This window comes from Leptotrichia sp. OH3620_COT-345, from assembly GCF_003932895.1.
GTDB lineage: Bacteria > Fusobacteriota > Fusobacteriia > Fusobacteriales > Leptotrichiaceae > Pseudoleptotrichia.
Window position 1 is genome coordinate 63,949 of the sequence record NZ_RQYW01000010.1, and the last position, 23,482, is coordinate 87,430.

Sequence of the window (23,482 nt, forward strand, 5' to 3'; positions counted from 1 at the left end):
GTATAATACATTTAATTTTTTTCAATGCTTTAATAAATATTAATAGTTGAAATATGTATAACTTTTTTCCAAAATAAAGGTTTTTCAAAACTTTTTATGGTATTATACTTAAAATATATTGAAAGGAAAAAACTATGAAAATAAAATTAAGTACTCTTTTTATCTTTGTGTTATTTTTTGCGGTTTCCACATATTCATTTTCCGATAATCAAGCTTTAGAAAATACGCTTGAAACCGGAGACACCGCACAACCTAAAAGTTCTGAAAATCAAACTTCTGTAAAAGCTAAAACGGAAAGTTCTTCAATAAAGAAAAGCAAAACTCCGTCAACCTTCAAAAAAAAGGATATCAGTAATACCATGTGGAAATTAACCGAACTTGGAGAGAAAAAACTTTCAACTTCAGAAGATACAGATAGTAAAAAAATGATTATTACTCTTTATCTGTCTTCAAATGGAAGTATAAACGGAGTTGCAGGTGAAAACGGATACTTCGGAAATTATCGGTTAAACGGAAACAGAATTTCTTTAAATCTTATAGGAAGTTCTTTTTCCGATGAAGTTTCGGAAATGGAAACAGAGTATCTAAACATTTTAGAAAGATCTTCAACAGTGGAACTTAACGGTAACATATTGATTTTAAGATCCGATAAAGACACTTTAACATTTGAAAAAGTCAAATAAATCATTATAAAAGCAGATTATTGAGAGGAAATGTGATATGAAAATGAGAATATTTTTAAGTTTAATTTCAATTTTTCTTTTATTTGGCTGTACTACAGCTTCATTGGATACTAAAAGTGAAAACTTGAGAAAAGAAGAGGATATTTCCTCTAAGCTGTCGGATACTTCATGGAAACTGACAGAAATATCGGGAGAGAAAGTAAATATTCCCAATACAGATTCAGGAAAAGCTTTCATTACCATTAATTTTACAGCGGAAGGAATACATGGAATTTCAGCTGTTAATAACTATTTTTCATCATATACAGTAAAAGAGAATATTATTTCTTTCGGGGTTATAGCTTCTACAAAGATGGCCGGTTCACCTGAAATGATGGATTTAGAGATTAAATATTTCGGTATTTTGGAAAAATCCGAAAAATTTGAAATGCCTGATGACAATACATTAATATTAAAGTCAGGAAATGAATTTCTGAAATTTAAAAAAATATAATGTTTCTTTGTGAGGGCTCATAATCGCCCTCACATTCCTTCTTACCGGCTATAAATTTTTTGTGAAATCTGAATGCGGTACTTTTATTTACATTTTAGTTTTATACTTTATTATTACTGAATTTAACTTTAATTTAAAAAATATTTTTATTATTTTTAATCTCTTTCAAAATTAAAATTTTATATTATTAAAAATACAGTCAGAAAGTATAAGAAAAACATCTTTTGAATTACGGAAAATATTTTTTAAACTTTGATAAAAGCTGCTTCAAAAGTTAAAAATTATCTTATAACTCCAGATAATATATTTTAAAAAATCAAAATCATTATTTTTATTGCATTTTACAGATATCAAACATATCCAAAATTTATGCTCTGACATATTTTAATATCTTATAAGACAATTCGGGATTCATTTTTTCAAAAAAACATAAAAAAATTTTTATTTGAAATATTTAAACGCATCATTAAACAGCATAAATATCATCAGTCCGAATAAAAGAAGCATTCCCGCTGCATGTATTCTTTCTTCTATTTTTTTATTTACTTTTATTCCAAAAAATTCAGGAATTACAAATAAAATTCTTCCTCCGTCAAGAGCCGGTATGGGAAGCAGATTCATCAGACCTATATTAATCGAAAGTAGAATAAATATGTTTATAAGTCCGAAGCCTCCTCCTGCTTTATATGCTTCTCCCACAAATTTAGGGAGTCCTATTGGACCTGTCACTTCCTGCATTGATACTTTACCTGTAAGGAGCATTTTCAATCCGTTTATCATTAATATGAAATAATCTCCGAATGTAGAAAAAGAAGCATGTATTTTTCTAAAAACCGAAACATTAGTTTTTACGGCCTGTATACCGAGTAAATTCACTTTTTCTTTTTCATAATAAGTTAATTTGACTTTTTGATTGATTTCTTTATTCTCTCTGATTATTTTTACAGCCACATCTTCTCCGTTATACCCTTTTTGATTGATTTCTCCTATCTGAAGGGCTATATCTCTCCAATTATTTATTTTCTCCCCGTTAATTTCTATAATTCTGTCATTAGGCTTAAATGCCGATTTAACAGCCGTTTCTTGATTGACACTACCTATTACAGGTTCGATGAATTTCGGAGGAATGACTCCTGTAATTGAAAACAATATAAATATTACTATTATTGCGGAAACAAAATTCATTACTATTCCTGCTATCAGGACTACAAACCTGCTAAATGGAGGTTTTGTATAAAATCCATTTTCAAATTTCTGTTCTCCACCTTCTTCAGGCTGCATTCCACCTATATTAACAAACCCTCCTAAAGGCAATATTCTTATAGAATAAGTTGTTTCATTTATTTTTTTTGAAAAAAGTTTCGGTCCCATTCCTATGGCAAATTCGATAACCGGCATTTTATAATATTTTGCTGTCAGAAAATGTCCCAGTTCATGTAAAAATATAATAAGTCCCAGTATCAGTATTGTAAAAAGTATACTCATTTTATTCCTCTCATTATTTTAAAATCTTTTGTTTTATGATATAATATTTTATCTTTTTATTATACCATACATAAAAAATTTAGTCGACATTGTATTAAGTTTAAAACTGACAAGAAAGGATAAATATGAAAAAAAATAGTTTTATTTTAGGAGGCTTTTTAATTATTATTGCTGCAGTTATGTGGGGAATTGATGGAGTTCTATTGACTCCTTCCTATTTTTCAAAATTTCATTTCTATGATGTTAATTTTATCGTATTTATTGCTCATGCAATACCTTCATTTATTTTATCCATACTTTTTACGAAACAATATAAAATGTTAAAAAAATTTACTAAAAATGATTTTATATTTTTTTCTCTTATTGCTTTATTTGGTGGAAGTATCGGAACTCTTTCCATTGTAAAAGCTCTTCAACTAAGTGAATTCAACAAATTCAGTATTGTCATATTAATTCAGAAAACTCAACCTGTTTTTGCAGTTTTTCTTGCTTTTTTGATATTAAAGGAAAGACCTTCAAGAAGATTTTATCTAATTGCTTTGATTTCACTTATTTCAGTTTATTTACTGACTTTTGAATTTAAAAGTCCTATACTCCTTCCAAAAAATAATATTTTGGCTGCAATGTACTCCCTGCTTGCTGCTTTTTCATTCGGAAGTTCTACAGTTTTCGGAAAAAAAATTGTAAGTAAGTTTTCATTTTTGACAAGTACATTTTTCAGATTTTTCTTTACTACAATTATAACTATGTTTTTTCTACTTTTTTCTGGAAATACCGAAAAAAGTTTGCTCATGTTTTCAGGAAATCCTAGTTTAATGGCTCTTTCCTTATTCATAGCTATCTTTGGACTATCTGCAATACTTATTTACTATAATGGACTGAAACATGTGACCGCTTCCGTTTCTACAGTTTGTGAACTGGCATTCCCTCTTACATCAGTAATTGTAGAAGCAGTCGTATTGAAAAGGTTTTTATCCCCGATACAATTTGTATCGGCAGGAATATTAATAGGATCGATATTGTACTTAAATTTGTCAAATGTAAATTCTGAAATAAAAGAAATTGATAAAATAGAAAATGCTGAAATTTAAAGGAGCTTACGCTCCTTTTTTATTGGCTTTTATATTTAAAACTGCTTCCCATTTTTAGTCCGTTTCTGCACATTCAAATTTTATAATACAAAAAATACTGAAACAAACTTTTTTCCGATCCGGAGCTGTCTCATAAAGTAAAAAATATATCAAAATATAAATTTTATATATTTTGTTTTTCATAAAATCACTAAAAATAATAACTTACAATTTAAAAAATATTTTTGGCTTATGAGATAGCTTCGGAAATCTTATTTTTACTCAGTTTTTCAAAAAAACACGGAAAAAATTTATAATAAATTTCCATTTCTGTTTTTTTCTTCTTCTAATGAAGTGTCTATATCTTCATATCCCACTCCGTTCGGAATAGATGTAAGAACTTTATCAGTGACTTTTGATAAATGTGCATCCATTGCATAAGCTGCTCCACTTACAAAATCTATAACCCTCTGCCCTACTTCAAATTCCAGAAATTCCAGACTGAACGTAACCACTTTCTTTTCTTTGATCGAATCAGCTATTAGCCTTGAATCCTCAAATGTTTTCGGTCTTATTATTGAAACATAACTCACTTTCATTTTTCCGCTTTCCTCCTTCTTTCCTCCTCCAAATATACTCATAACCTTTTTCTCTTTTTCTTCAGTATGTTCAGGTTCAGTATAACTGTGGGTTTTCACTTGAGTTTTAGGCTTAACAACAACTTCTCTTTCCTCTTCTTCTACAATTTCATCTTCATCTACATCTCCGAAAAATTCTAAAAATTTTTTTCCAAGCTTCAAATTAGCAACCTCCTGTTTATTCAAATAATCTGCTTCCTATTCTGATTATAGTAGCTCCGTTTTCAAGAGCTTCAATATAGTCGCCGGACATTCCCATAGAAAGCTCATTCAAATAATCATATTTTTTTTCATATTCTTCTTTTAATTTAAACATACTTGAAAAATATGTGTTTATTTTATGAGTTCCGGCTTCCAATGGAGCCATCGTCATAAACCCCTTTATTTTGACATTATCCATAGAAAAGTATTTTTTGTATTCCTTCTTAAAATCTTCCACATAAATTCCCGTTTTTGACTCTTCTTTTGAAATATTAATTTGGACTAAGCCATTTACAATCCTGTTACTCCGGACAGCTTTTTCATTAATTTCTTTCAAAAGTTCATAAGAGTCTATTGAATGTATTAAATTTACACTGTTTATTATATACTTTATTTTATTTTTTTGCAACCTTCCGATAAAATCCCATTTTATATTTTCATATTTTCCGTTGGAAAAAGCTTCCATTTTATCTCTATAAGTCTGTGCCCTATTTTCTCCAAAGTAGGAATATCCCATATCCATTATTTTTCTCTGTTCTTCAATATTGAAATATTTACTTACAAATAATATTTTCACTTTTTTAGGATAAGGAGAATACTTCCGTATGTCTTTTTTTATTTTTTCGTAATTTTTATATATTTTTTCTTTATTTAATTCCATTTTTTCTCCTTTGTATATAATAAATCGTACTCATTTCTTTATATAAATTCCATAAATACATCATTAGCAAGTAAAATTCCCTGTCTTGTAAGACGTAATCTTGTCCCTTTGTTAAATTTTTCAAGTAATCCTCTCTTTAAAAGACTTTCCGATTTTTCATCATCGAAATATTCTATTCCCTCGTTTATAAGGCGTAGTCCAAGCATATTTTTTAATTTATAATATTCTGTTTCATCTACAGTTTCAACACTTTTTTCATCTATAGGAAATATATTTTCATCAATAAATTTATAATATTTATAAAAATTTCTTACATTACTGTATCTTTTCTCTTTGTAGTAACTTGCAGCACTCATTCCTACACCTAAAAATTGTTTATTTTTCCAATATTTAAGATTATGCCTTCCTGCCAGACCTTTTTTTGAAAAATTTGAGATCTCATAATGCTCGTATCCGTTTGCTTTTAAAAAATCAATAATCAGTTCGTACATCTCGGCTTCAAGATCCTGTTCCATTTGGTAAAGCAGTCCTTTCTGCATCTTACTCCAAAACACTGTCCCCTCTTCCCATATGAGAGAATATATTGATACATTATCAGGGGACAGCTGTAATATCATTTCTAAGTCTTTTTTCAAATCTTTCATATTCTGATTCGGAATTCCGAACATAAGATCAATAGAAATATTATCAAAACCCGCTTTTCTTGCATTTTCAAAAACTTTTACAGCATCTTCTCCGTTATGTAGTCTACCGATAAATTTTAGAATGTGATTTTGAAAACTCTGTATCCCTATACTAAGTCTGTTTATTTTTATTTTTCTCAATTCTTGAAGTTTTTCCTCGGTCATATCATTAGGATTGAGTTCCAATGTTATTTCGGCATTTCTAGTATATTTTATAGTTTCCATTATACAGGAAAGCATTTTTATAGACAGGAGCGAAGGTGTCCCTCCTCCAAAATATACCGTATCATATTCGTATTCAGGATACATCTTCAGTTCTTTTATTAGTGCTTCCGTATATTTACCATATTCATGCTCCATATTTATAAATGTACAGAAATCACAATATTCACATTTCTTTTCACAAAAAGGTATGTGTAGATAAAGTGCATCTATATTTTCTCCTGTTTTCTGTTTATTCTCTGTTTTACTCATCTCCCTTATTTCTGACCTCTTTACATATTTTATTTATAATTTCAGAATTTTTTCAAACTCACTCATTGACTTATCGAGCTTCTGCTTTACATTTTCATCAGTATCTGCATTTACACTAAAGTAAAATTTAATTTTAGGTTCTGTCCCTGAAGGTCTTGCAGTAATATATGTATTATCCTCCAAAATAAACTGTAACACATTTTCTTTAGGTAAATTTATTTCTTTTACTTCTCCTGTTTCAAGATTATATTCTTTGTGAGAATCAAAGTCCTTTTTTATTTTTATTTTCTTTCCAATTAACATATCTTTTACATTTTCTCTCAAATCACTCATCAGTACAGCCATTTTTTCTATTCCATCTTTTCCTTTTAATGTAACCGACTTTATTCCTTCGAGGTAATATCCAAATTTTTTATATAATTTCTGTAATTCTTTATAAATAGAGCTTCCTACCGAATTATAATATGCTGCCATTTCAGCTATTATCATTGATGTCACAAGAGCATCCTTATCTCTTGCATGAGTTCCTATAAGGTATCCATAACTTTCTTCAAATCCGAACAGATAGCTTCCGTCAAGTGTCCCTGTTTCAAATTCCCTTATTTTTTCTCCTATATATTTAAACCCTGTCAATGTCTTTATTACTCCTACATTACTTGAAGGTGCCATTACATCTATCATAGGAGTTGACACTATTGTTGTTATTACTTTTGCATTTACAGGTATATTTTTTTTATTATTCAGTAAATACTGGAGTAAAAGTAATCCCATCTGATTTCCATTAGGATAATACCAGTTATTCCTGTCGTCCTTTACAGCTATTCCTATTCTGTCGGCATCAGGATCATTTGCCATTACAAGTTTTGCCTCTATTTCATCTGCCAGTTTCACACCAAGTTTAAATGCTGCAACTTCTTCAGGATTTGCATAAACTACAGTAGGAAAATTCCCGTCAGGTTCTATCTGCTCTTTTACAACTTCAAAATTATATCCGAAGTCTGACAGAATTCTTTTCATAGGTCTTCCTCCTGTACCATGTAAAGGAGTATAAACTATTTTAAAATTTTCTTTTCCTGAAATATCTTTTTTCAATGTTTGTTTTTTTATTTCATCAATATAATCATTATCTATTTTTTCATCAAGTTCAATTATAAGATTCTGTTTTCTTCCCTCTTCTTCGGAAACAACTTTTATTTCTTCAAGAGTTTGAATTTTATTTACTTCACTTACTATTCCTGTTGCATGAGGATCAACTACTTGAGCACCGTCTTCCCAATATACTTTATATCCGTTATATTCTACCGGATTATGACTCGCAGTTACTACTATTCCTGCAAGACAACCTTTATACCTTACACCGAAAGACAATTCAGGTGTAGATCTCAAATCAGGATAAATGTAAGCTTTTATTCCATTGGCGGCCATTACTCTTGCCGTATTCAAAGCATATTCTCTTGAGCCTATTCTACAGTCATGGGCTATTATTATACCTTTTTCCTTTGCATCTTTCTCATTATATTTTAACATGTAATTAGCAAGACCCTGAGTAGCTTTTCTAATTACGTATTTATTAATTCTGTTTGTACCTATTCCCCTTATTCCTCTTATTCCTCCTGTGCCGAAACTTAAATCCTTAAAAAATCTGTCTTCTATTTCTTTCGGATTATCCTCTAAACTTTTGAGTTCTTCCTTGTCTTTTTCATTAATAGAATCTGAATTTAACCAGTATTCATACTTTTTCATGAATTCCATAGCGATAGCCTCCTGTAATAAATATTATTTATTTTAATTTTACCATATTTATAAGATTATACAACTATTTTTTATTATTTTCGTGAATTTTTTGTCTGTAGTTTCATATAATTAATATTTATTTATTATATTTTTATAATGTAAATTTTAATATATGATTTTTCTTGGGAAAAACTCTCAGCAAAAAGGTGAATTCAAAAACTATCTTTATAATATCATTAAAAATTTTTATTTTATTTTAAAATATTTCCTATATATTTTCAATTTTTTATAGCTACAATTTTATTGTACTCTCACTTAAAACTGTTTTCTGTCATTTTAATTTTCTCCAACATTCAAAATTTTTCTGGGAAAATATAAAATTATATTGTTCAGAAAAATGAATATTTTGAGTGAAGCGAATTATCAATTTTTTAAGTATAATGAATATTTTTAAGAATCAAAAATTGTAGTAGGTAAATAGTGTATAAGAGCAACAATAAATTTTCATGAATAAAATTCAAAAACTCTTTTTCTTGAGTTATCTCATAAGACATTAAATATGTTATTCCATGGATTTTGTATATATTTTGCTTTTATAAAGTCCGGCAAAATAGTAATTTTTTATTTTTTAAAAAAGCTTCTGCTAACCGTCAAAAGTAACAATACCATAGTCATCACTGAAAGATTTACAATAAAAGGAAAATAATAATTTGCCGAAAGCAGATACCCCGACATTAATGAACCTGCTGCACTCCCTAAAAACCCGACTGCCGAAGTCACTCCAAGTATTTTCCCCTGCTCTTCTTTGTATCTCTGAGCTACTATGCTGTTTCCTAAAGATCTTGCTATTTCATATGTCATTGTATATATTGCCATAAATACATATGAAACTGTTCCGCCGTTTAACCTGTATAGTATAACGGACATCAGTATAATTCCTATAAGTATCATTATTTTATGTATTACTTTTTCCTTATATTTGGCTATAAATTTCACTAAAAGTACGCTTGTCCCAAAAAATGCCAATAATGAGGAACACATTACAAATGTTCCTATAGTATCAGAATTTACTTTAATGTGAAATTTCAGGAAATAATTTAATGCACTGGCATAAGCAAATATACCTACATTTGATAAAAATATTATAAAACAGAAAAATTTTGAATAACTGTCCAGTTCATTTATGTATTTAAATGTAGCAAATGGATTCAAATTTTTCTTTTCTCTTATTCCCTCTTTTCGATTTCCCCGTTCGGTTTTTACAATTTCCTTTAATATGAAAAAAATAAGAAGAGACACTATACAACCGCATATAAACTGAAGTCCAAAAGGATACCTCGTATCATACCTTGCAACAATTCCTCCTGTTTTTTGGCCTATTGCTCCTCCTATTACGGCAGCTGAGCTTATTTTTGCTATATTTTTACTTTTTTCTTCTTTTGATGAGAGCTGACTCACATATCCGAAAGCTACAGCATATGTCCCTCCTGAAGCAAAGCCTGCGATGACTCTCGCTATAAAAACTATAGGTAAAAAATTTACAAATCCAAAAAATATTTGGGAAGTTCCGTACATAAAAGGCATAAATATAAATATTTTTTTCATTCCCACTTTATCTGCAAGAGCTCCTAAATAAGGAGAAGACATAAACATTGCCGTACTCATTACAGCTAGAAATTCTCCGGATATACTCTTTTTCCAATTTCTCAATTCTATTAATCCCGGTGTTGCCGGATGTGCCAGATTATAAACGATAATACAAAAAAACATTAGTATTATCATTCGATTTATATTTTTTTTCTCCATATTTTCCTCTCATTGATTTAATTTTTTAGTTTACAAAAAGTATAATTTTATTATTAATTTAATATACTTATATTTTATTTAAAATTCCTCGACATTCAAAATTTTTCCGATAAAATAAAACTATTCCAATCAGGAAAATGAATGTCTGAACATTAAAAATTATTATTTCTCAAGCATAACGAATATTTTTAAGAGTATTAAAATTTTACAGTCAATAGTGGGTATGTAAGAACTTTAATCAGTCTTCGCGGAAAAAATAGTTTTCAAATCACTACCACTACATCACTAAAATCTTTTTCAACCCTGTCTCCTCCACATATTACTGTATAAATTTTCAAAGACAAACGATTTTTTTCTTCTTTTAGTTTTTTTTTGAAAGTATGAGATATTTTACAAACTCCATCAGTAATCATTAGTATATCCGCTTTGTTGTAATTTTCTTTTTTGCTTATTATTTCCAGTGCTTTTTTAAGAGGTGTTTCAAAGTCTGTTCCCCCTTCATAACTTTTTTTTAAAAATTTCACAATTTTTGAAACCTCATTATCGTTTTCCACTGAAAGCTCCTGAAGCTGACCTTTTGACCCGAACAGCAATATATAAAGTTCCCTATTTTCTCTTTTTAAAATTTTTGATATTGCCATTATTAATGCTTTCGCTTTTAAAATCGGTTCTCCTTTCATACTTCCTGATGTATCAATACATGTAACAATAGGACCTTTACTGTTTATTTTCTTTTCTTCTTCTTTTTTCTCCTCTTCTTCCTTACCTTTTATTTCATAGGTTAAAAGGCTGTTTTCCAGATATTTTGAATAAAACAGATACTTCAACTGATTATCTTCAAGGTTAATAAGCTCTGAAGGTAAAATCCTCGATAAATTCGATCCTTTCTGTATTCCAAAAATTTCATCCCTATTTATTTTAGGAATTTTCCTATCTTTTTTTTCAACAATTCCTTTTTTTCCTCTTCCGAGTTTTTTTATTATATCCTGAATATTCCTGTTTCTAAGCATTTCCTCGACAATATCCTTGAAATCATTTCCCATTTCCTTTAATTCTCTGTAAGAAATATCTCCTCCGAATCCTTTCAAAGTATTTTCATTTTGTTCATATCCAAGTATTATTTGTTCCAGAACTTCTCTTATCCTGAACAATATTTTCATCATATGAACCGGTATTTTTTCATCATTTACTTCTGTGATAAAATCTCCTATCTCACTGAATTCTCTTTTCATATGTAGGATTATTTCTTCATTTAAAGGAACTTCATTATAACTTTCCATTGTTTTTTCCATTTCTGATATGTTAAAACCTTTTTCTGTTCCGACATTTTCATTAATGTAGTTATTTCTATCATTTTCCCATAGAAGCCATTTTACGGCTCCTGTTTTATTTTTGACCTTCTGTTTTAAAAGTCCTGTTTCAGATTTGTACCCTTCTTCTATATCTTTGTATTCATCAAAAAAATCTTTTTCTGAAAAATCAAGGCATTTTTTTGTAAATCCATGACTGTTTTTAAATACTAATCCGAAAAGATTTTTTTCTCCGATATATTTTTCAGCTTTTTCAGCAATTTCAGAATTTCCAACAGCACCTTTTTCATTAGAAGAAATATATATACTTTCAGGAAAGTCAGAATTTTTTATAAACTCTTCTGTCGTTATACACTTCACTTCCCCTGTATTTTTCAATATATCATTTTCAGGAATACATATTATCCTGTTATCTCCGACATATATTCCTGAAATTCCGAAATCACTGTATATTATACTTCCTCTTTCAGGTACTGTCTTTTTTCTGTAAACAGTATTTATATAATATTTTAAAGGTTTTGCAAGGTGTGTGTTTAATGAAGTCCTTATTTTAAACATTTTTTATCCTTTCCTTTATAACCATATATTTTCCTGTATCTGCTTTAAAAGGAGTTCATTTGAGATTTTTTCTTCGCCAGCTATTCTGTTATTTTTCAAAAAGTCTTCGATTTCTTTTCTCCTGTTTTTTTCGTTAAGTATTACTTCTGACATTTTTCTTATAATTTTTTGTACTGTTCTTATATTCAAAACTTTCTTATTTGTTCCTTTATTAGAATATGCCCAGAATTCATTATCAAAAAACAAACCGTCATTTTTTGTGTTGAACAGTATTATTATATTAGACTGAATATATAATTTATCCATATAAATTATTTTTAATTTTCTATCCCTGTAAAAGTCATCTATATTTCTTTCAATATAGCTATCTTCCATATTAATAAGTGTTTTAAAAATATAATTCAGAAACTGTTTTCTTTCTTCTTTTTCACATTCTCTCGTCATTTCAAACAAATTCAGTTCTTTTTCTTCATTTAACATATTTAATATTTCCAAATTTATTTCTTCTTCAGTCCTTCCCTTTATTTCATATACATTCAACTTATCTTCTTCCTTTCCTTATGGATCTCTTTCATATTGAAATTTATTCAATTCCAAACTGTTTTTTAACAAGGTGACACTTTTTTATATTTTACAGTTTCAAAATTAATTTGTTATACCTAAAAAAATATTTTTCAGATTAAATATTTTCAGTCAGTTTCTTTTGCTATATTTCTTTTGACAATATCTAATACGACTTTTGTTACAGTTTCATAGTTTTCAGGATTATTCCACAAACAATCTGTTAATAACATTACATCTGAAAAATCCACTTTCTTTCTTCCGTTAATATACGCTGATATTTTTAACAATTTTATCATTTTTACAAATTTTCTGTCGGATATTGTCTCATACCTGTTTTCACTAAAAATTCTGTTGTATTCGCTTCTTATCCGAATTAATGTTTTTTTCACATTTTCAGATAATTTTATATTTATATATTCTTTTTCGATTTTATCTAAATCCTGAGAAGTTATTTTCAAATGTTCAGGGATTAAAATATTTCCACTTTCAATATCCATTAGTTCTTCAACATCATCATCGCTTACGTAGTTTACTATTCTCCTCAAAAGAAATCTGTCATACAGTGCTGCAAGTTCTTCATTTTCAAAAGGCAGTTCATTTGAAGCTCCTATAACTGAAATTAAAGGTATCTCCTGTCTTTTTCCTCCATTATGGAATATCTTTTCATTAATCATTGCAAGCAAAGTATTTAAAATAGAAGAATTTGCTTTAAAAATCTCGTCTAAAAAGACTATTTTACTTGTCGGCATATATCCCTGAGCATTTCTTTCAAATATATCTTCCTGTAACTTTTTTATAGAAAGAGGACCGAATATTTCTTCAGGAGTAGTAAATTTTGTAAGTAAATATTCAAAATAACTTTCTTCACTAAAAATTTTCGTTATTCTTCTTGAAATTTCACTTTTTGCTGTTCCCGGAGGTCCTATCAGAATTATATTTTCCTTTGCAAACACACCCAGCAGAGTAAGTTTTATAACTTTTTCCTTACCGATGAGACCCTTATTCAAAAGTTTTAACAATTCTTCTATTTTTCTTTTTAATTCAATATTTCCAACTATCAAATCATTCTCTCCTTTTCAGACACTATCAAAAAACAACATATAAAGATAGAAAAAACCGGAAAAATCCGGTTTTAAATATAATTTAAAATTTAGTTTTATAAATCGTTCATATACTTTGTCTATTCTATTTTAAAATAATCCCGGTATACTTACTCCTCCAGTTATTACTTCCATTTCCTTTTCAGCCATTTCTTCAGCTTTTTCAAGTATTTCATTTACAGCATTAATTATTAAATCTGAAACAATAGAAGCATCTCCTTCTTCAACAGCATCTTTTAATACATCAAGAGAAACTGATAAATCAACTATTTTTTTCTGACCATTTGCTTTTATAGTTATTCCTCCGCCTGCAACAGAAGTTTCTACAAACTTATCTTTTAAACCTTCCTGTATTTTCAGCATTTCCTGCTGCATAACTTGAGCCTGTTTTATTATATCCTGTTGACTTCCTGATTTTCCGCTGTTAGCTCCTTTTAACTTTCTAACCATGTTATTATTGCCTCCTATATGAAATTCATATACTTAAAAAAATTATGTCTATATTATATAAAATTTACAGTTATTAAAAAAAAATGGTGGTGAGAGAAGGATTCGAACCTTCGAAGGCTGAGCCGGCAGATTTACAGTCTGCTCCCTTTGGCCACTCGGGTACCTCACCACAATTTTTAAAAAAGTGGTGCCGCTTGTCGGACTCGAACCAACCACCTGCTGATTACAAGTCAGCTGCTCTACCAGATGAGCTAAAGCGGCACAATATACCTTCTTCCATCATATATTTTAAGATGAAATATTTAATTAAAATGGCGGAAGTGACGAGACTCGAACTCGCGACATCTTGCGTGACAGGCAAGCACTCTAACCAACTGAGCTACACCTCCATAAAAATGGTGGTCACAAGTTTTTTAATTACTTGGTACGCCCTAGGAGGATCGAACTCCTGTTGCCGGGATGAAAACCCGATGTCCTAACCACTAGACGAAGGGCGCACACTTTAATAATAGTTATGAGAGATTTATAATTTTTTATTTAACTCCTCTCACGGACAAAAAAGATATTATCATAAATAAAAAATTAAGTCAATACCTTTTTTAAATTTTTTTGTTTTTTTTCTCAACTTTTTGTAAAACTGTTGCAAAATTTTATAATTAAGTTTGAAATCCATACTGTTTTTAAAATATTTTCTATTTATAATTAATCCCTATTTTGTTATACGGAATAATTTTTCAAAAGTTTACTTATTTTACTGTTTTCTAATTTGAACTTGTGTGTGTTATATTATAGTCTACTATAATCCAGTTCTTCAATTAATTCTTTAATATAGTTAAAAACCTGTTTTATGTTATATCTATGATTTAAGAAACCGAACAATTTTATATATTATAAACTTCATAAACTGTGTAATAAAATGTATTAGTAAAAAATAATTTATATATTCAAATTTTTCTAAATTTTATTTTTAAAGAAAGTTTTTTTAATTTTACTAATACACTTCTTGAACATTTTTATTCATTTACCTTTACTCCCGATATTATAAAGTAATTTTTCTTACATTGATATTTAATACTTAAAATGGTATAATTTAAAAACAAAAATACAGGAGGTACTCAATGAAATTTTTTGATTTTATAAAAAAGTTTTTTATATTTACAATTAAGGAAATATATTCTTTTTTTCTTAAACTGTCTTTGCTGTTTTTAGTATTTTTTCTTTTAAGTGTTTCTCTTATTTCATTTTTTGCATCAAAAGTAAAATTGGAAGAAGATGTTCCTAAAAATTACAGCTATGTAATGTTTAATGTTTCAAATATATCTGAAGACAAACTGGACACCTCTTTTTTCGGAGAAACTGCAAAGTATAATATTTCTTATGCAGATATATTGAGCAGCCTTGAAGATATAAAAAATAACGATAATATAAAAGGGATTATTATAAACTTGGATCAAGTAAATCTTTCTTCAACAAAATCTGAAGAAATAATAAAAAAATTGAATGAAATAAAATCCAATAATAAAAAAATCTATGCTTTCGGTGCATATATTGAAAACTATAATTTCCCCATAGCTTCAGTGGCAAGTGAAATTATAATGATTCCTTCGGCTTCAGCTGATGTTTCTTTAACAGGATATCATTATTCAGAATTATATTATAAAAAATTATTTGATAAACTTGGTGTAAATATGGAAGTAGTCCGTATAGGAGATTTCAAATCTTATGGAGAAAATTATACATCCAATTTGATTTCTCCTGAATTGAAAAGTGAAATCACACGTATTCTGGAAAACAGATACAATAATTTCCTTGAAACAATTTCAAAAACTCGTAATATTGACAAAAATATCCTTAATAACGATATATTAAACGGAAATACAGTAAATCTGACTCCTTTCACTGCAAGGGATAAAAATTTAGTTGATAAGCTGGAAAATTTCGGTGAATTTCTTCAAAGACTTGGCATAAATGATGAAAATATTATAGACATTTATGACTATTATACTGATAACAGTAAAAGAATGGAATCCGAAGATGAAAATAAACAAACTATTGCAGTAATATATGCCGAAGGACCGATTGTTTATAATCAGGAATCAGATGGAGCAATTTATATCTCTCCTGACAATATGGCTAAAAAATTAAAAGAACTTTCAAATGTAAAAAATCTGAAAGGTGTAGTCCTCAGGGTAAACTCTCCCGGAGGGTCGGCTTTGGCATCAGAAATAATATACCAAATGTTTTCAAAACTCGAAGTTCCTGTATATGTATCAATGTCTGAAGTCGCCGCTTCAGGAGGATATTACATATCAATGACGGGAAACAAAGTATTTGGAAACAAATCCACAATAACAGGTTCTATAGGAGTTGTATCAATGCTTCCTAAATTTCATAACGCTCAAAATAAATACGGAATTACTTCAAATTCAATTTCCAAAGGAAAATACTCTGATACTTTTGATCCTTTTGTTCCTTTATCAGGAGAATCACGTAACAAAATAATAGAGTCAATGAATACGACTTATAAAGAATTCAAGTCGAGAGTTACAGAAAATAGAAAAATATCCGAATCTACTCTTGAAGAATATGCTCAGGGAAAAATATGGCTTGGAGATGAAGCGAGAGAAATTAATCTTATAGACGGAATTGCTACCCTTGATGAAACAGTGAAACTTCTTGCAAAAGATTTAAAATTGGAAAATTATAATGTAAAAAATATTTATGCTAAGAAAGATTTCAAAGAAACGTTGAGATTACTTTCTTCATTTATTTTCGAGAAATTCAATTTGACTTCTCAGATAGAAGCAAAAATTCCTGGAAGTTCAAAAATTCTTGATGACTATAAATTAATTGAAAATAATCAAAACAAACCTATGTATTATTTACCTTATAAAATGAATATTTATTAATTTTTCTCTGTGAGAATGGTGCTTTACTGTCCTCACATTTTTTATACCTGTTTCTTGGATCGCTTTATGAATAAAAAATAACTATTTAACTATAATATAGTGTATTAAAAAAATGAAAAATAGTAATTTATAAAATTTCTGATTTAATATACTTTCATTAAATCGGATATAAATTATTTTGTACTTAAATATTTTTCATTCTTTGAAAAATTTAATAATTCTTTCAATATTCAAACGGTAATTTTCTACTTCAAGTATAATAAATATTTTTAAATTAAAATTTTAAGACAAATAATAAGAAAATATGAAAACACAATGAATTTTTATAAAAAGATGTTTACAAAAGTCATAAAAAATCATTGAACTATTTTTAATTCAAAATTCAATATAAAATAAAAAGAGTGTTTGTTTTATTACTTCCCACTCCTTATATTTTCTTTATTTTATACCATACTAAAATTTCCTAAATTCTCTATTTCATTAAAAATAATTCCATCAATTTATGTGCTTCTCCGTCTTCAGTATTTTTTCCGATTATCTCAAAATTTTTCGGAAGAAGATTTTTTAATCTGTCTATGGCATTTCCCATAGCATGACCTTTACCCATAACTGTTAAAAGTTCATAATCATTTTCTCCGTCCCCAAAACTGACAGTATCTTTTATATCTATTCCATCTCTTTCTAATAAATATTTTGCAGCGTTTGCTTTGTTAGCCGTCTTTGAAAATATTTCCATGCAACCGTAATCTACAAATGCCACACTTACATTATTATCAGTCTTTTTTAGAATTTCTTTTTCCAGCTTGACCAAATGTTTATGCTCTCCGATAAAGAAAAATTTTAAAATTTTTCTATTCCCCAATTGATTTTCAGGAACTTCTACAGGCTGTATAGGCAAACTGTCTCCATCCCTTTTATATACTTGTTGTAAAGTCCCCTCTGTTATTATCCAGTCATCTCCTGAAAAAATATTTAAGTGAATATCTTTATCAAAAGATTTATAATCAATACTCAAAATACTGTCTACTTCTTTTTGGCTTAATCCGTCTTCATATATGACAACTCCATTTTCATCATTTATTCTTGCACCGTTTGATGAAATTAAAGGTATATTTATTCCTAATTCATCTTTAACTATTTTTGCCAATTTATAATTTCTTCCTGTGGCAATATAAAATTTTATTCCTTTTTCTACTACTTTCCTAACTGTTTTTTTTGTAAATTCTGATAACTCATGCTCTTTATTAAGTAATGTTCCATCTAAATCCGTCACTACAGCTTTATACATAAAAACTCCCATCTATAATTTTTTCTATAAAAATAACTTTGACAGTTCATTCATAAATTCTTCATCTGTAAAAGGTTTTGATAAAAATGCCTTTGCTCCGGCTTCTTTCCCCATTTTTATATAATTCTGAAAAGTTATCATCGTACTGCACAGCATTACTTTTGCTTCAGAATCATAATCTGTAATTAGTTGAGTTGCTTTTAGTCCGTGTACTTTAGGCATATTAATATCCATAGTTACAATTGTAGGATTTATCTTCTTATACATTTCAAAGCCTTCCAATCCGTCTCTCGCTTCATATACCTCATATCCCTGATCATTAAGTATATCTTTTATGTCTTCTCTTATATATGAAGCATCATCTACTACTAATGCTGTTTTTTTCATATTTTATCTCCTTTTCTGAAGAATATCTTTTATAAAAATAATTCTCTCAATTTTTTTGCCACTCCGTCATCGACATTACTTTCTATAATTTCATGTTTAGGTAAACCTTCTATTAATCTATATAAAGAATTCCCCATAAGATATCCTTTTCCCGCTTCCTTTAAAAGTTCATAGTCATTATATCCGTCACCGAAAGCTACTGCTTCACTTAACTTTATTCCGTCTTTTTGGAGTAAATACTTTGCAGCAGTTGCTTTATTCGAGTTTTTAGCAAAAATTTCCAAGCTCCGCTCAGAAACAAAAACCACATTTACTTCTTCAGCAGTCACTTTTTTAATAATTTTTTCCAATTTCAGAAGTTTGTCATGCTCTCCTAAAAAAAATATTTTAGTATAATCTTTATTATAAAACTCATTTTCATTTATTATTTTAGGGAGATGAAGCCTGTCAGGACGCTGCTTTATATAATAATCCAGTACATCTTCAACTATATACCAGTTACTTCCCGAATAACCGTTCATTATAATATCTTTATCTATTTTTTTATATTCCACTTCATAAATTTTTTCCAAATATTTTTTATCAATATTGTTTATGTAAATTTCTTTTCCTTCATTATTCATTATTCTTGCACCATTTGAAGTAATAAGAGGAATTTTAAGATTTATTTTTTCCATAATTTCTTTCGCTCCGAAATAACTTCTTCCTGTTGCAATGTAAAATTTTATTCCTTTTTCCGTTATTTTTCTTACCGTTTCTATAGTAAAATCATTTAAAAGATGATTTTCATTCAGCAATGTTCCATCTAAATCACTTATTACCGCTTTATACATTTTTCCTCCTGAGGTTCATTTTACCATATTTTCATTGAAAAATAAATAGATAATTGAAACTCCGCAACAGCTTTTCTAATAAAAAATTTGCCGTTAATAATAATAAAATTCTCTTTATTTTTTTCAATTTTTAGTTTATAATGATTGTAATAAAATTATTTAGAGGTGATAAAATGGGTACATTTCAGGACTATTTAAATTTTTCCGATAAGGAGGAATATTCACAGAAACAGTTAAAAATTATGGATAAAATAACTTTTTCAGAAGAAACTGAAAAAGCTGTAAAATCAATAAACAAGGAAATAAAAATACTGTGTTTTGCTCAAGTATATTGCCCTGACTGTCGTGCTATAGTTCCTTTTATGAAAAAGTTTTCAGAGATAAATAACAATATAAAAGTCGACTATCTTCTTAAAGAAAATAATGAGGATTTATTGAAAAAACTGACAGATACTGTTCGAATCCCTACTCTTGTTTCTGAAAAAGATGGAAAAATGACAGTATTTTTGCTAGAATTTCCTAATTTCATACAAAAAGAAATGAAAAAAGATCCTGACTCTTATGAGGAAATTAAATATAATTTCAGAACAGGAAAATATAACAGAGAAATTGAAAAAGAACTTTCAGATTATCTGACTTCACTTTAATTTTACAGAGGCTGTAAAAAAATTAGACTATTTTAATTAAAAACAGCCTCTTTTAACATAAAAGATTATCTCTTTATTTCCTCCTTATCCATTTTCATATTTTTGCTTTTTTCACAACATTTTTTTATTATAAGTCTACTTTGACATATTATTTTCTGACACCAAAATTCAAAGCTACTTTACGAATTAAAAAATATATCTATATTTCACAAAAATTGTTCTTTTCAGAAAGATGTGAAAACATATAAATTAAATATTTTTTACGAAATAAAGAAAAAATGAATAATAAATTATAATTTTAAAAATATTTTTTATTCCTATGAAAATTTTCAATCTATCTTTTTTCATATGTAATTTCTATTCCCGAATTTACTTCTCCTCCTTTTTTTCCGTGAATGATTACTAGTTTTACTTTTTTATATTCATTTATTTCTAAATTTAATATTTTTAATCCGTTTTTATAAATATATGAAAAACTGTCATTTAATCTGTAATTTGGAACAACAACGAAAAATTCTCCATAATTTTTAAGAAGACGCTTTATATTAAAAAATAGTTCTTCCAATGTCAAACCAACTTCATATTTACTTATTTTTATACTTTCATCTTCAGGTAATTTTCCTGAATTTATTTTTTTGTATGGAGGATTTGAAAAAATATAATCGTATTTTCCATTAATATTTTTAATGTCCTCATTTAAAGTCAAAATTTTGTCTTCTAAACAATTTTTTTTTATATTATCGACTAAATATTCATAAATCTTTTTCTGAACTTCTACAGCATAAATTTTTGAAATATTCTGTATTTCTGAAAGTAATATGGAAATTATTCCCTGACCGGCTCCTATTTCAAGAATTGTCTTGTTTTTAATAAAAGTCCAGTTCACATTACCGGACTTTCCCATAAATATATTTTTTATAAATTTTGCCAATAGTAATGCATCCTCGGTTATTTTCAAACCGGTCTCTCTGATAATTACAACTTTATCAACACTTTTAAGTCTTTCGGTATGACTTTTTAAATTTTCCTTTTTTAAAAAATTAGTATTCTCACCTATAATATTATTATTTTTATTCTCTTTTTCATATTTCATAATTTTAATTTTCCTCTATAAATTCACAACCATTTTGTCTTTCTTCAATTTCAACTTTTTCTTTTTTATTAAATTCTATTTCTGAAAGACAAAATTTCAGTACTCCTTTTCCTTCTATGTTTATAAATACAAAATCCCCCAACATATTCATACTTATAACATTGCCTTTCCCATGTTTGGTTATTACTATCTGCCCCACTACAGGGTAATTTTCCTTGACTTCCATATACTGTTCATTTTCAAATCCCATACAGCACTTTAAGCGTCCGCACACTCCTGAAATTTTTGATGGAGTGACTACAACTCCCTGATCTCTTGCCATTTTAATAGAAACTGAATCAAATTTATTTATAAAAGATTTACAACATAAAGGTTTTCCACATGTTCCACAATCTCCTACCATTTTAGCATAATCTCTTACACCGATCTGTCTCAGTTCAATCCTGACTTTAAATATAGCTGCAAGTTCTTTTACAAAACTTCTGAAATCTACTCTGTCTTCAGAGGCAAAATAAAAAATAAGTTTCTTTTTATCAAAAGTGTATTCTGTTGCTACAAGTTTAAAATTTAAGTTGTATTTTTTTACTTTATTTCTAAAAATAAAACCCGCTTTTACAGCATCTTCTTTTAATTCCTTATTTTTTTCTAAATCACGCTCTGTTGCTTTTCTTATTATTTTTTTTAAAGGTTCATCACTACTGTGTTTGTAATCCGATTTTATAGCTACGACTTTTCCTATAGCTAAACCCATTTGTGTTTCAACCAGCACTTTTTCATTTATCTTCACATTAAAATTAGGATTATTAAGAAAGAAATAACGCTTTTGAAAAGTGTCTAAATATACATCTATGGCTTCCTCATTTCTTATTCTGTTATCCGCCATACCGGTATTTAATTCCGTACCCCTACCAGTATATCTCCTTTCCATATTTTCCAAATGCACTTAAAATTCTCCCTTCATCATTTTGTTTTATCTGATAAAACTCCACTCTTTTTTTAAATACTCTATTTACCTCCTTTACAAGTTCCCTAAAATCAAGTCTGTTTTCAGCAGTAAAATAAAAAATAAGTTTATTTTCATCAAAAGTATATTCACCTATAACTAAATTCATTTCGGGCAAAATACTTTTGACTATCTTTTTACATTTAAAATAAGCTTCATTAGCCTTTTCATCAAGTTCTTTTAATTTCTCAACTTCTTTTTCAGTAAGTTTCCTTTTTACTTCTCTTATTTTCAAATCATCTTTTTCTTCTTCATTTTTATCAAATTTATCTGTCATACCCAATACAATCCCTATCTGTTCACCCCTTATAGTATCAACAATTACATGATCGCCTTTTTCATAATCTTCAAATTTTCCGATAAGAAAAGGATAAACCTTTTTTGTTTTTCTGAATTTTATATTTAATATTTTCATAATATTCCACCTTCTAAGAAACTGAAATGTCCCTGTTCACTTATTATTATATGATCCAATAATCTAATTTCAATATTTTCAAATGTTTCTTTAATTTTTTTTGTTAATATAATATCTGATTGAGAAGGCCTTAATGATCCTGAAGGATGATTATGTACAAGAATTATTGACTTTGCATTATATTCAAAAACTTTCTTAACCAACTCTCTGATATATATTGTACTCCTATCCAAAGTGCCATGAAATAATTCTTCTTCTTTCAACAGTTCATTTTGTGTATTCAAAAATAATACTTTAAAAATTTCTATATCTCTTTTTAAAAGAGAAAATTCTAGATAATCCAAAAGTTGTCTGTTACTTGAAATAGTAATCTTCTTATTGTATATCTTTTTATAAAGCTGATCTTCAAATATCGAAAATAATACTTTAAAAAAAACTGCTGTTCTTTCGCTTATATAATTATTCTTTTTTAATTCCTCTTCAGGCTGTTTTAATAAAGAATATAAATCACCATACTTATTAAGTAAATCTTTAGAAATTTTTTTACAGTCTTTTCGAATAATTACATAAGTTAATAGAAGTTCCAATATTTCATAATCATGAAATCCTGAAATTCCTGACATCAAAAATCTTTTCCTCAATCTTTCCCGATGTCCCTCATATTTATTCATATTTCCCCCAATTTAATACAGTCCCCTTCAAAATAAAATCAGTTAAAATCCGTTTTATTATTAATATTTATAAATAAATGGCGCACCCGTGAGGAATCGAACCCCAAACCTTCTGATCCGAAGTCAGACGCTCTATCCAGTTGAGCTACGGATGCAACTTTTGATAATTTTATCACATTTTTCAAAAAAAGACAAATAAAATAAAAAACAAAGTAAAATAATTTAAATAACCCAATTAAAATTTTAAAACAAGATATGAAATAATATAAGAAAAAATAAATGTATAAAAAAAACAGTAAAGTAATGTTGCATTAAAATAATTCTAA

Annotated in this window: 22 protein-coding genes and 5 tRNA genes; 5 read left to right on the top strand and 22 right to left on the bottom strand. The window is 28.0% G+C overall.

Annotated elements, in window-relative coordinates:
- The first annotated feature begins 134 nt into the window (after nt 1-134).
- Both EII29_RS07350 and EII29_RS07355 read left to right on the top strand, forming a co-directional pair.
- Entirely contained in the window at nt 135-683 is a 549-nt protein-coding gene (locus EII29_RS07350) for an META domain-containing protein (RefSeq protein ID WP_125236887.1), read from the top strand.
- A 37-nt stretch (nt 684-720) separates the two neighbouring features.
- A complete protein-coding gene (locus EII29_RS07355) occupies nt 721-1,176 on the top strand; it encodes an META domain-containing protein (protein WP_125236888.1) in 456 nt (151 codons plus the stop codon).
- Nucleotides 1,177-1,617: 441 nt separating this feature from the next.
- Here EII29_RS07355 and EII29_RS07360 read toward each other — a convergent pair whose 3' ends face one another.
- Nucleotides 1,618-2,661: an RIP metalloprotease gene (locus tag EII29_RS07360; RefSeq protein ID WP_125236889.1), complete on the bottom strand. Its 1,044-nt coding sequence runs from the start codon at nt 2,659-2,661 to the stop codon at nt 1,618-1,620.
- A 125-nt stretch (nt 2,662-2,786) separates the two neighbouring features.
- Between EII29_RS07360 and EII29_RS07365 the strand changes: the two genes are divergently transcribed.
- Entirely contained in the window at nt 2,787-3,752 is a 966-nt protein-coding gene (locus tag EII29_RS07365; RefSeq protein WP_125236890.1) for a DMT family transporter, read from the top strand.
- 290 nt (nt 3,753-4,042) lie between these two features.
- On the opposite strand, the gene EII29_RS07370 is transcribed toward EII29_RS07365, so the two are convergent.
- The 13 genes from EII29_RS07370 to EII29_RS07430 all read right to left on the bottom strand — a co-directional run bounded on the left by EII29_RS07370 (nt 4,043) and on the right by EII29_RS07430 (nt 14,407).
- The gene (locus EII29_RS07370) at nt 4,043-4,555 is read right to left on the bottom strand and encodes a cell division protein SepF (RefSeq protein WP_368665480.1); all 513 of its coding nucleotides are present in this window, start codon (nt 4,553-4,555) and stop codon (nt 4,043-4,045) included.
- Nucleotides 4,548-5,231 carry a YggS family pyridoxal phosphate-dependent enzyme gene (locus EII29_RS07375; RefSeq protein ID WP_125236891.1) on the bottom strand — a complete coding sequence of 228 codons (684 nt, stop codon included), beginning with the start codon at nt 5,229-5,231 and terminating at the stop codon, nt 4,548-4,550. Before EII29_RS07375 ends, EII29_RS07370 begins: the two co-directional genes overlap by 8 nt.
- 38 nt (nt 5,232-5,269) lie before the next feature.
- On the bottom strand, nt 5,270-6,388 hold the full coding sequence (hemW, locus tag EII29_RS07380; protein ID WP_125236892.1) for a radical SAM family heme chaperone HemW: 1,119 nt from the start codon (nt 6,386-6,388) through the stop codon (nt 5,270-5,272).
- 33 nt (nt 6,389-6,421) lie between these two features.
- The gene (locus tag EII29_RS07385; RefSeq protein ID WP_125236893.1) at nt 6,422-8,140 is read right to left on the bottom strand and encodes a phospho-sugar mutase; all 1,719 of its coding nucleotides are present in this window, start codon (nt 8,138-8,140) and stop codon (nt 6,422-6,424) included.
- A 603-nt stretch (nt 8,141-8,743) separates the two neighbouring features.
- Nucleotides 8,744-9,904: an MFS transporter gene (locus EII29_RS07390; protein ID WP_233573283.1), complete on the bottom strand. Its 1,161-nt coding sequence runs from the start codon at nt 9,902-9,904 to the stop codon at nt 8,744-8,746.
- Between the two features lie 287 nt (nt 9,905-10,191).
- A complete protein-coding gene (locus tag EII29_RS07395; protein WP_125236895.1) occupies nt 10,192-11,796 on the bottom strand; it encodes a VWA domain-containing protein in 1,605 nt (534 codons plus the stop codon).
- Between the two features lie 15 nt (nt 11,797-11,811).
- Complete coding sequence (locus EII29_RS07400; protein WP_125236896.1) at nt 11,812-12,336, bottom strand: hypothetical protein; 525 nt, start codon at nt 12,334-12,336, stop codon at nt 11,812-11,814.
- Between the two features lie 149 nt (nt 12,337-12,485).
- Nucleotides 12,486-13,421, bottom strand: coding sequence for an AAA family ATPase (locus EII29_RS07405; RefSeq protein ID WP_125236897.1), 936 nt, complete (start codon nt 13,419-13,421; stop codon nt 12,486-12,488).
- Between the two features lie 129 nt (nt 13,422-13,550).
- A complete protein-coding gene (locus EII29_RS07410; protein ID WP_125236898.1) occupies nt 13,551-13,910 on the bottom strand; it encodes a YbaB/EbfC family nucleoid-associated protein in 360 nt (119 codons plus the stop codon).
- 84 nt (nt 13,911-13,994) lie between these two features.
- Nucleotides 13,995-14,079: transfer RNA gene (locus EII29_RS07415), tRNA-Tyr, on the bottom strand.
- 16 nt (nt 14,080-14,095) lie between these two features.
- A tRNA-Thr gene (locus EII29_RS07420) sits at nt 14,096-14,171 on the bottom strand.
- 51 nt (nt 14,172-14,222) lie between these two features.
- Nucleotides 14,223-14,299: transfer RNA gene (locus tag EII29_RS07425), tRNA-Asp, on the bottom strand.
- Nucleotides 14,300-14,332: 33 nt separating this feature from the next.
- Nucleotides 14,333-14,407 (bottom strand) — tRNA-Glu (locus tag EII29_RS07430).
- 621 nt (nt 14,408-15,028) lie between these two features.
- Between EII29_RS07430 and sppA the strand changes: the two genes are divergently transcribed.
- The gene (gene sppA, locus EII29_RS07435) at nt 15,029-16,819 is read left to right on the top strand and encodes a signal peptide peptidase SppA (RefSeq protein ID WP_125236899.1); all 1,791 of its coding nucleotides are present in this window, start codon (nt 15,029-15,031) and stop codon (nt 16,817-16,819) included.
- A gap of 472 nt (nt 16,820-17,291) precedes the next feature.
- On the opposite strand, the gene EII29_RS07440 is transcribed toward sppA, so the two are convergent.
- The 3 genes from EII29_RS07440 to EII29_RS07450 are packed head-to-tail and all read right to left on the bottom strand — an operon-like array spanning nt 17,292 to nt 19,327.
- Nucleotides 17,292-18,107 (bottom strand): HAD family hydrolase, encoded by an 816-nt coding sequence (locus tag EII29_RS07440; protein ID WP_125236900.1) that lies wholly within the window; start codon nt 18,105-18,107, stop codon nt 17,292-17,294.
- A gap of 24 nt (nt 18,108-18,131) precedes the next feature.
- Nucleotides 18,132-18,494: a response regulator gene (locus tag EII29_RS07445; protein WP_125236901.1), complete on the bottom strand. Its 363-nt coding sequence runs from the start codon at nt 18,492-18,494 to the stop codon at nt 18,132-18,134.
- A gap of 29 nt (nt 18,495-18,523) precedes the next feature.
- Nucleotides 18,524-19,327, bottom strand: coding sequence for an HAD family hydrolase (locus tag EII29_RS07450; RefSeq protein WP_125236902.1), 804 nt, complete (start codon nt 19,325-19,327; stop codon nt 18,524-18,526).
- A gap of 173 nt (nt 19,328-19,500) precedes the next feature.
- Between EII29_RS07450 and EII29_RS07455 the strand changes: the two genes are divergently transcribed.
- Nucleotides 19,501-19,974 carry a thioredoxin family protein gene (locus EII29_RS07455; RefSeq protein WP_125236903.1) on the top strand — a complete coding sequence of 158 codons (474 nt, stop codon included), beginning with the start codon at nt 19,501-19,503 and terminating at the stop codon, nt 19,972-19,974.
- A 334-nt stretch (nt 19,975-20,308) separates the two neighbouring features.
- On the opposite strand, the gene EII29_RS07460 is transcribed toward EII29_RS07455, so the two are convergent.
- The 5 genes from EII29_RS07460 to EII29_RS07480 form a co-directional block, all read right to left on the bottom strand.
- Complete coding sequence (locus EII29_RS07460; protein WP_125236904.1) at nt 20,309-21,067, bottom strand: tRNA1(Val) (adenine(37)-N6)-methyltransferase; 759 nt, start codon at nt 21,065-21,067, stop codon at nt 20,309-20,311.
- A gap of 4 nt (nt 21,068-21,071) precedes the next feature.
- Nucleotides 21,072-22,010, bottom strand: a complete 939-nt coding sequence (locus EII29_RS07465; RefSeq protein WP_125236905.1) for a regulatory iron-sulfur-containing complex subunit RicT — start codon at nt 22,008-22,010, stop codon at nt 21,072-21,074.
- Complete coding sequence (gene ricT / locus EII29_RS07470; RefSeq protein WP_125236906.1) at nt 21,973-22,485, bottom strand: PSP1 domain-containing protein; 513 nt, start codon at nt 22,483-22,485, stop codon at nt 21,973-21,975. Before ricT ends, EII29_RS07465 begins: the two co-directional genes overlap by 38 nt.
- Complete coding sequence (gene radC, locus EII29_RS07475; RefSeq protein WP_125236907.1) at nt 22,482-23,156, bottom strand: DNA repair protein RadC; 675 nt, start codon at nt 23,154-23,156, stop codon at nt 22,482-22,484. The genes ricT and radC overlap by 4 nt, the downstream gene beginning before the upstream one ends.
- Before the next feature lie 78 nt (nt 23,157-23,234).
- Nucleotides 23,235-23,311, bottom strand: a tRNA-Arg gene (locus EII29_RS07480).
- Nucleotides 23,312-23,482 lie beyond the last annotated feature (171 nt).

Excerpts from the sequence above, each read along its gene's own strand:
- EII29_RS07350 (WP_125236887.1), top strand. The coding sequence starts at position 135 with ATGAAAATAAAATTAAGTACTCTTTTTATCTTTGTGTTATTTTTTGCG.
- EII29_RS07355 (WP_125236888.1), top strand. The coding sequence starts at position 721 with ATGAAAATGAGAATATTTTTAAGTTTAATTTCAATTTTTCTTTTATTT.
- EII29_RS07360 (WP_125236889.1), bottom strand. The coding sequence starts at position 2,661 with ATGAGTATACTTTTTACAATACTGATACTGGGACTTATTATATTTTTA.
- EII29_RS07365 (WP_125236890.1), top strand. The coding sequence starts at position 2,787 with ATGAAAAAAAATAGTTTTATTTTAGGAGGCTTTTTAATTATTATTGCT.
- EII29_RS07375 (WP_125236891.1), bottom strand. The coding sequence starts at position 5,231 with ATGGAATTAAATAAAGAAAAAATATATAAAAATTACGAAAAAATAAAA.
- hemW (WP_125236892.1), bottom strand. The coding sequence starts at position 6,388 with ATGAGTAAAACAGAGAATAAACAGAAAACAGGAGAAAATATAGATGCA.
- EII29_RS07385 (WP_125236893.1), bottom strand. The coding sequence starts at position 8,140 with ATGGAATTCATGAAAAAGTATGAATACTGGTTAAATTCAGATTCTATT.
- EII29_RS07390 (WP_233573283.1), bottom strand. The coding sequence starts at position 9,904 with ATGATAATACTAATGTTTTTTTGTATTATCGTTTATAATCTGGCACAT.
- EII29_RS07395 (WP_125236895.1), bottom strand. The coding sequence starts at position 11,796 with ATGTTTAAAATAAGGACTTCATTAAACACACACCTTGCAAAACCTTTA.
- EII29_RS07410 (WP_125236898.1), bottom strand. The coding sequence starts at position 13,910 with ATGGTTAGAAAGTTAAAAGGAGCTAACAGCGGAAAATCAGGAAGTCAA.
- sppA (WP_125236899.1), top strand. The coding sequence starts at position 15,029 with ATGAAATTTTTTGATTTTATAAAAAAGTTTTTTATATTTACAATTAAG.
- EII29_RS07440 (WP_125236900.1), bottom strand. The coding sequence starts at position 18,107 with ATGTATAAAGCTGTAGTGACGGATTTAGATGGAACATTACTTAATAAA.
- EII29_RS07445 (WP_125236901.1), bottom strand. The coding sequence starts at position 18,494 with ATGAAAAAAACAGCATTAGTAGTAGATGATGCTTCATATATAAGAGAA.
- EII29_RS07450 (WP_125236902.1), bottom strand. The coding sequence starts at position 19,327 with ATGTATAAAGCGGTAATAAGTGATTTAGATGGAACATTGCTGAATGAA.
- EII29_RS07455 (WP_125236903.1), top strand. The coding sequence starts at position 19,501 with ATGGGTACATTTCAGGACTATTTAAATTTTTCCGATAAGGAGGAATAT.
- EII29_RS07460 (WP_125236904.1), bottom strand. The coding sequence starts at position 21,067 with ATGAAATATGAAAAAGAGAATAAAAATAATAATATTATAGGTGAGAAT.
- ricT (WP_125236906.1), bottom strand. The coding sequence starts at position 22,485 with ATGAAAATATTAAATATAAAATTCAGAAAAACAAAAAAGGTTTATCCT.
- radC (WP_125236907.1), bottom strand. The coding sequence starts at position 23,156 with ATGAATAAATATGAGGGACATCGGGAAAGATTGAGGAAAAGATTTTTG.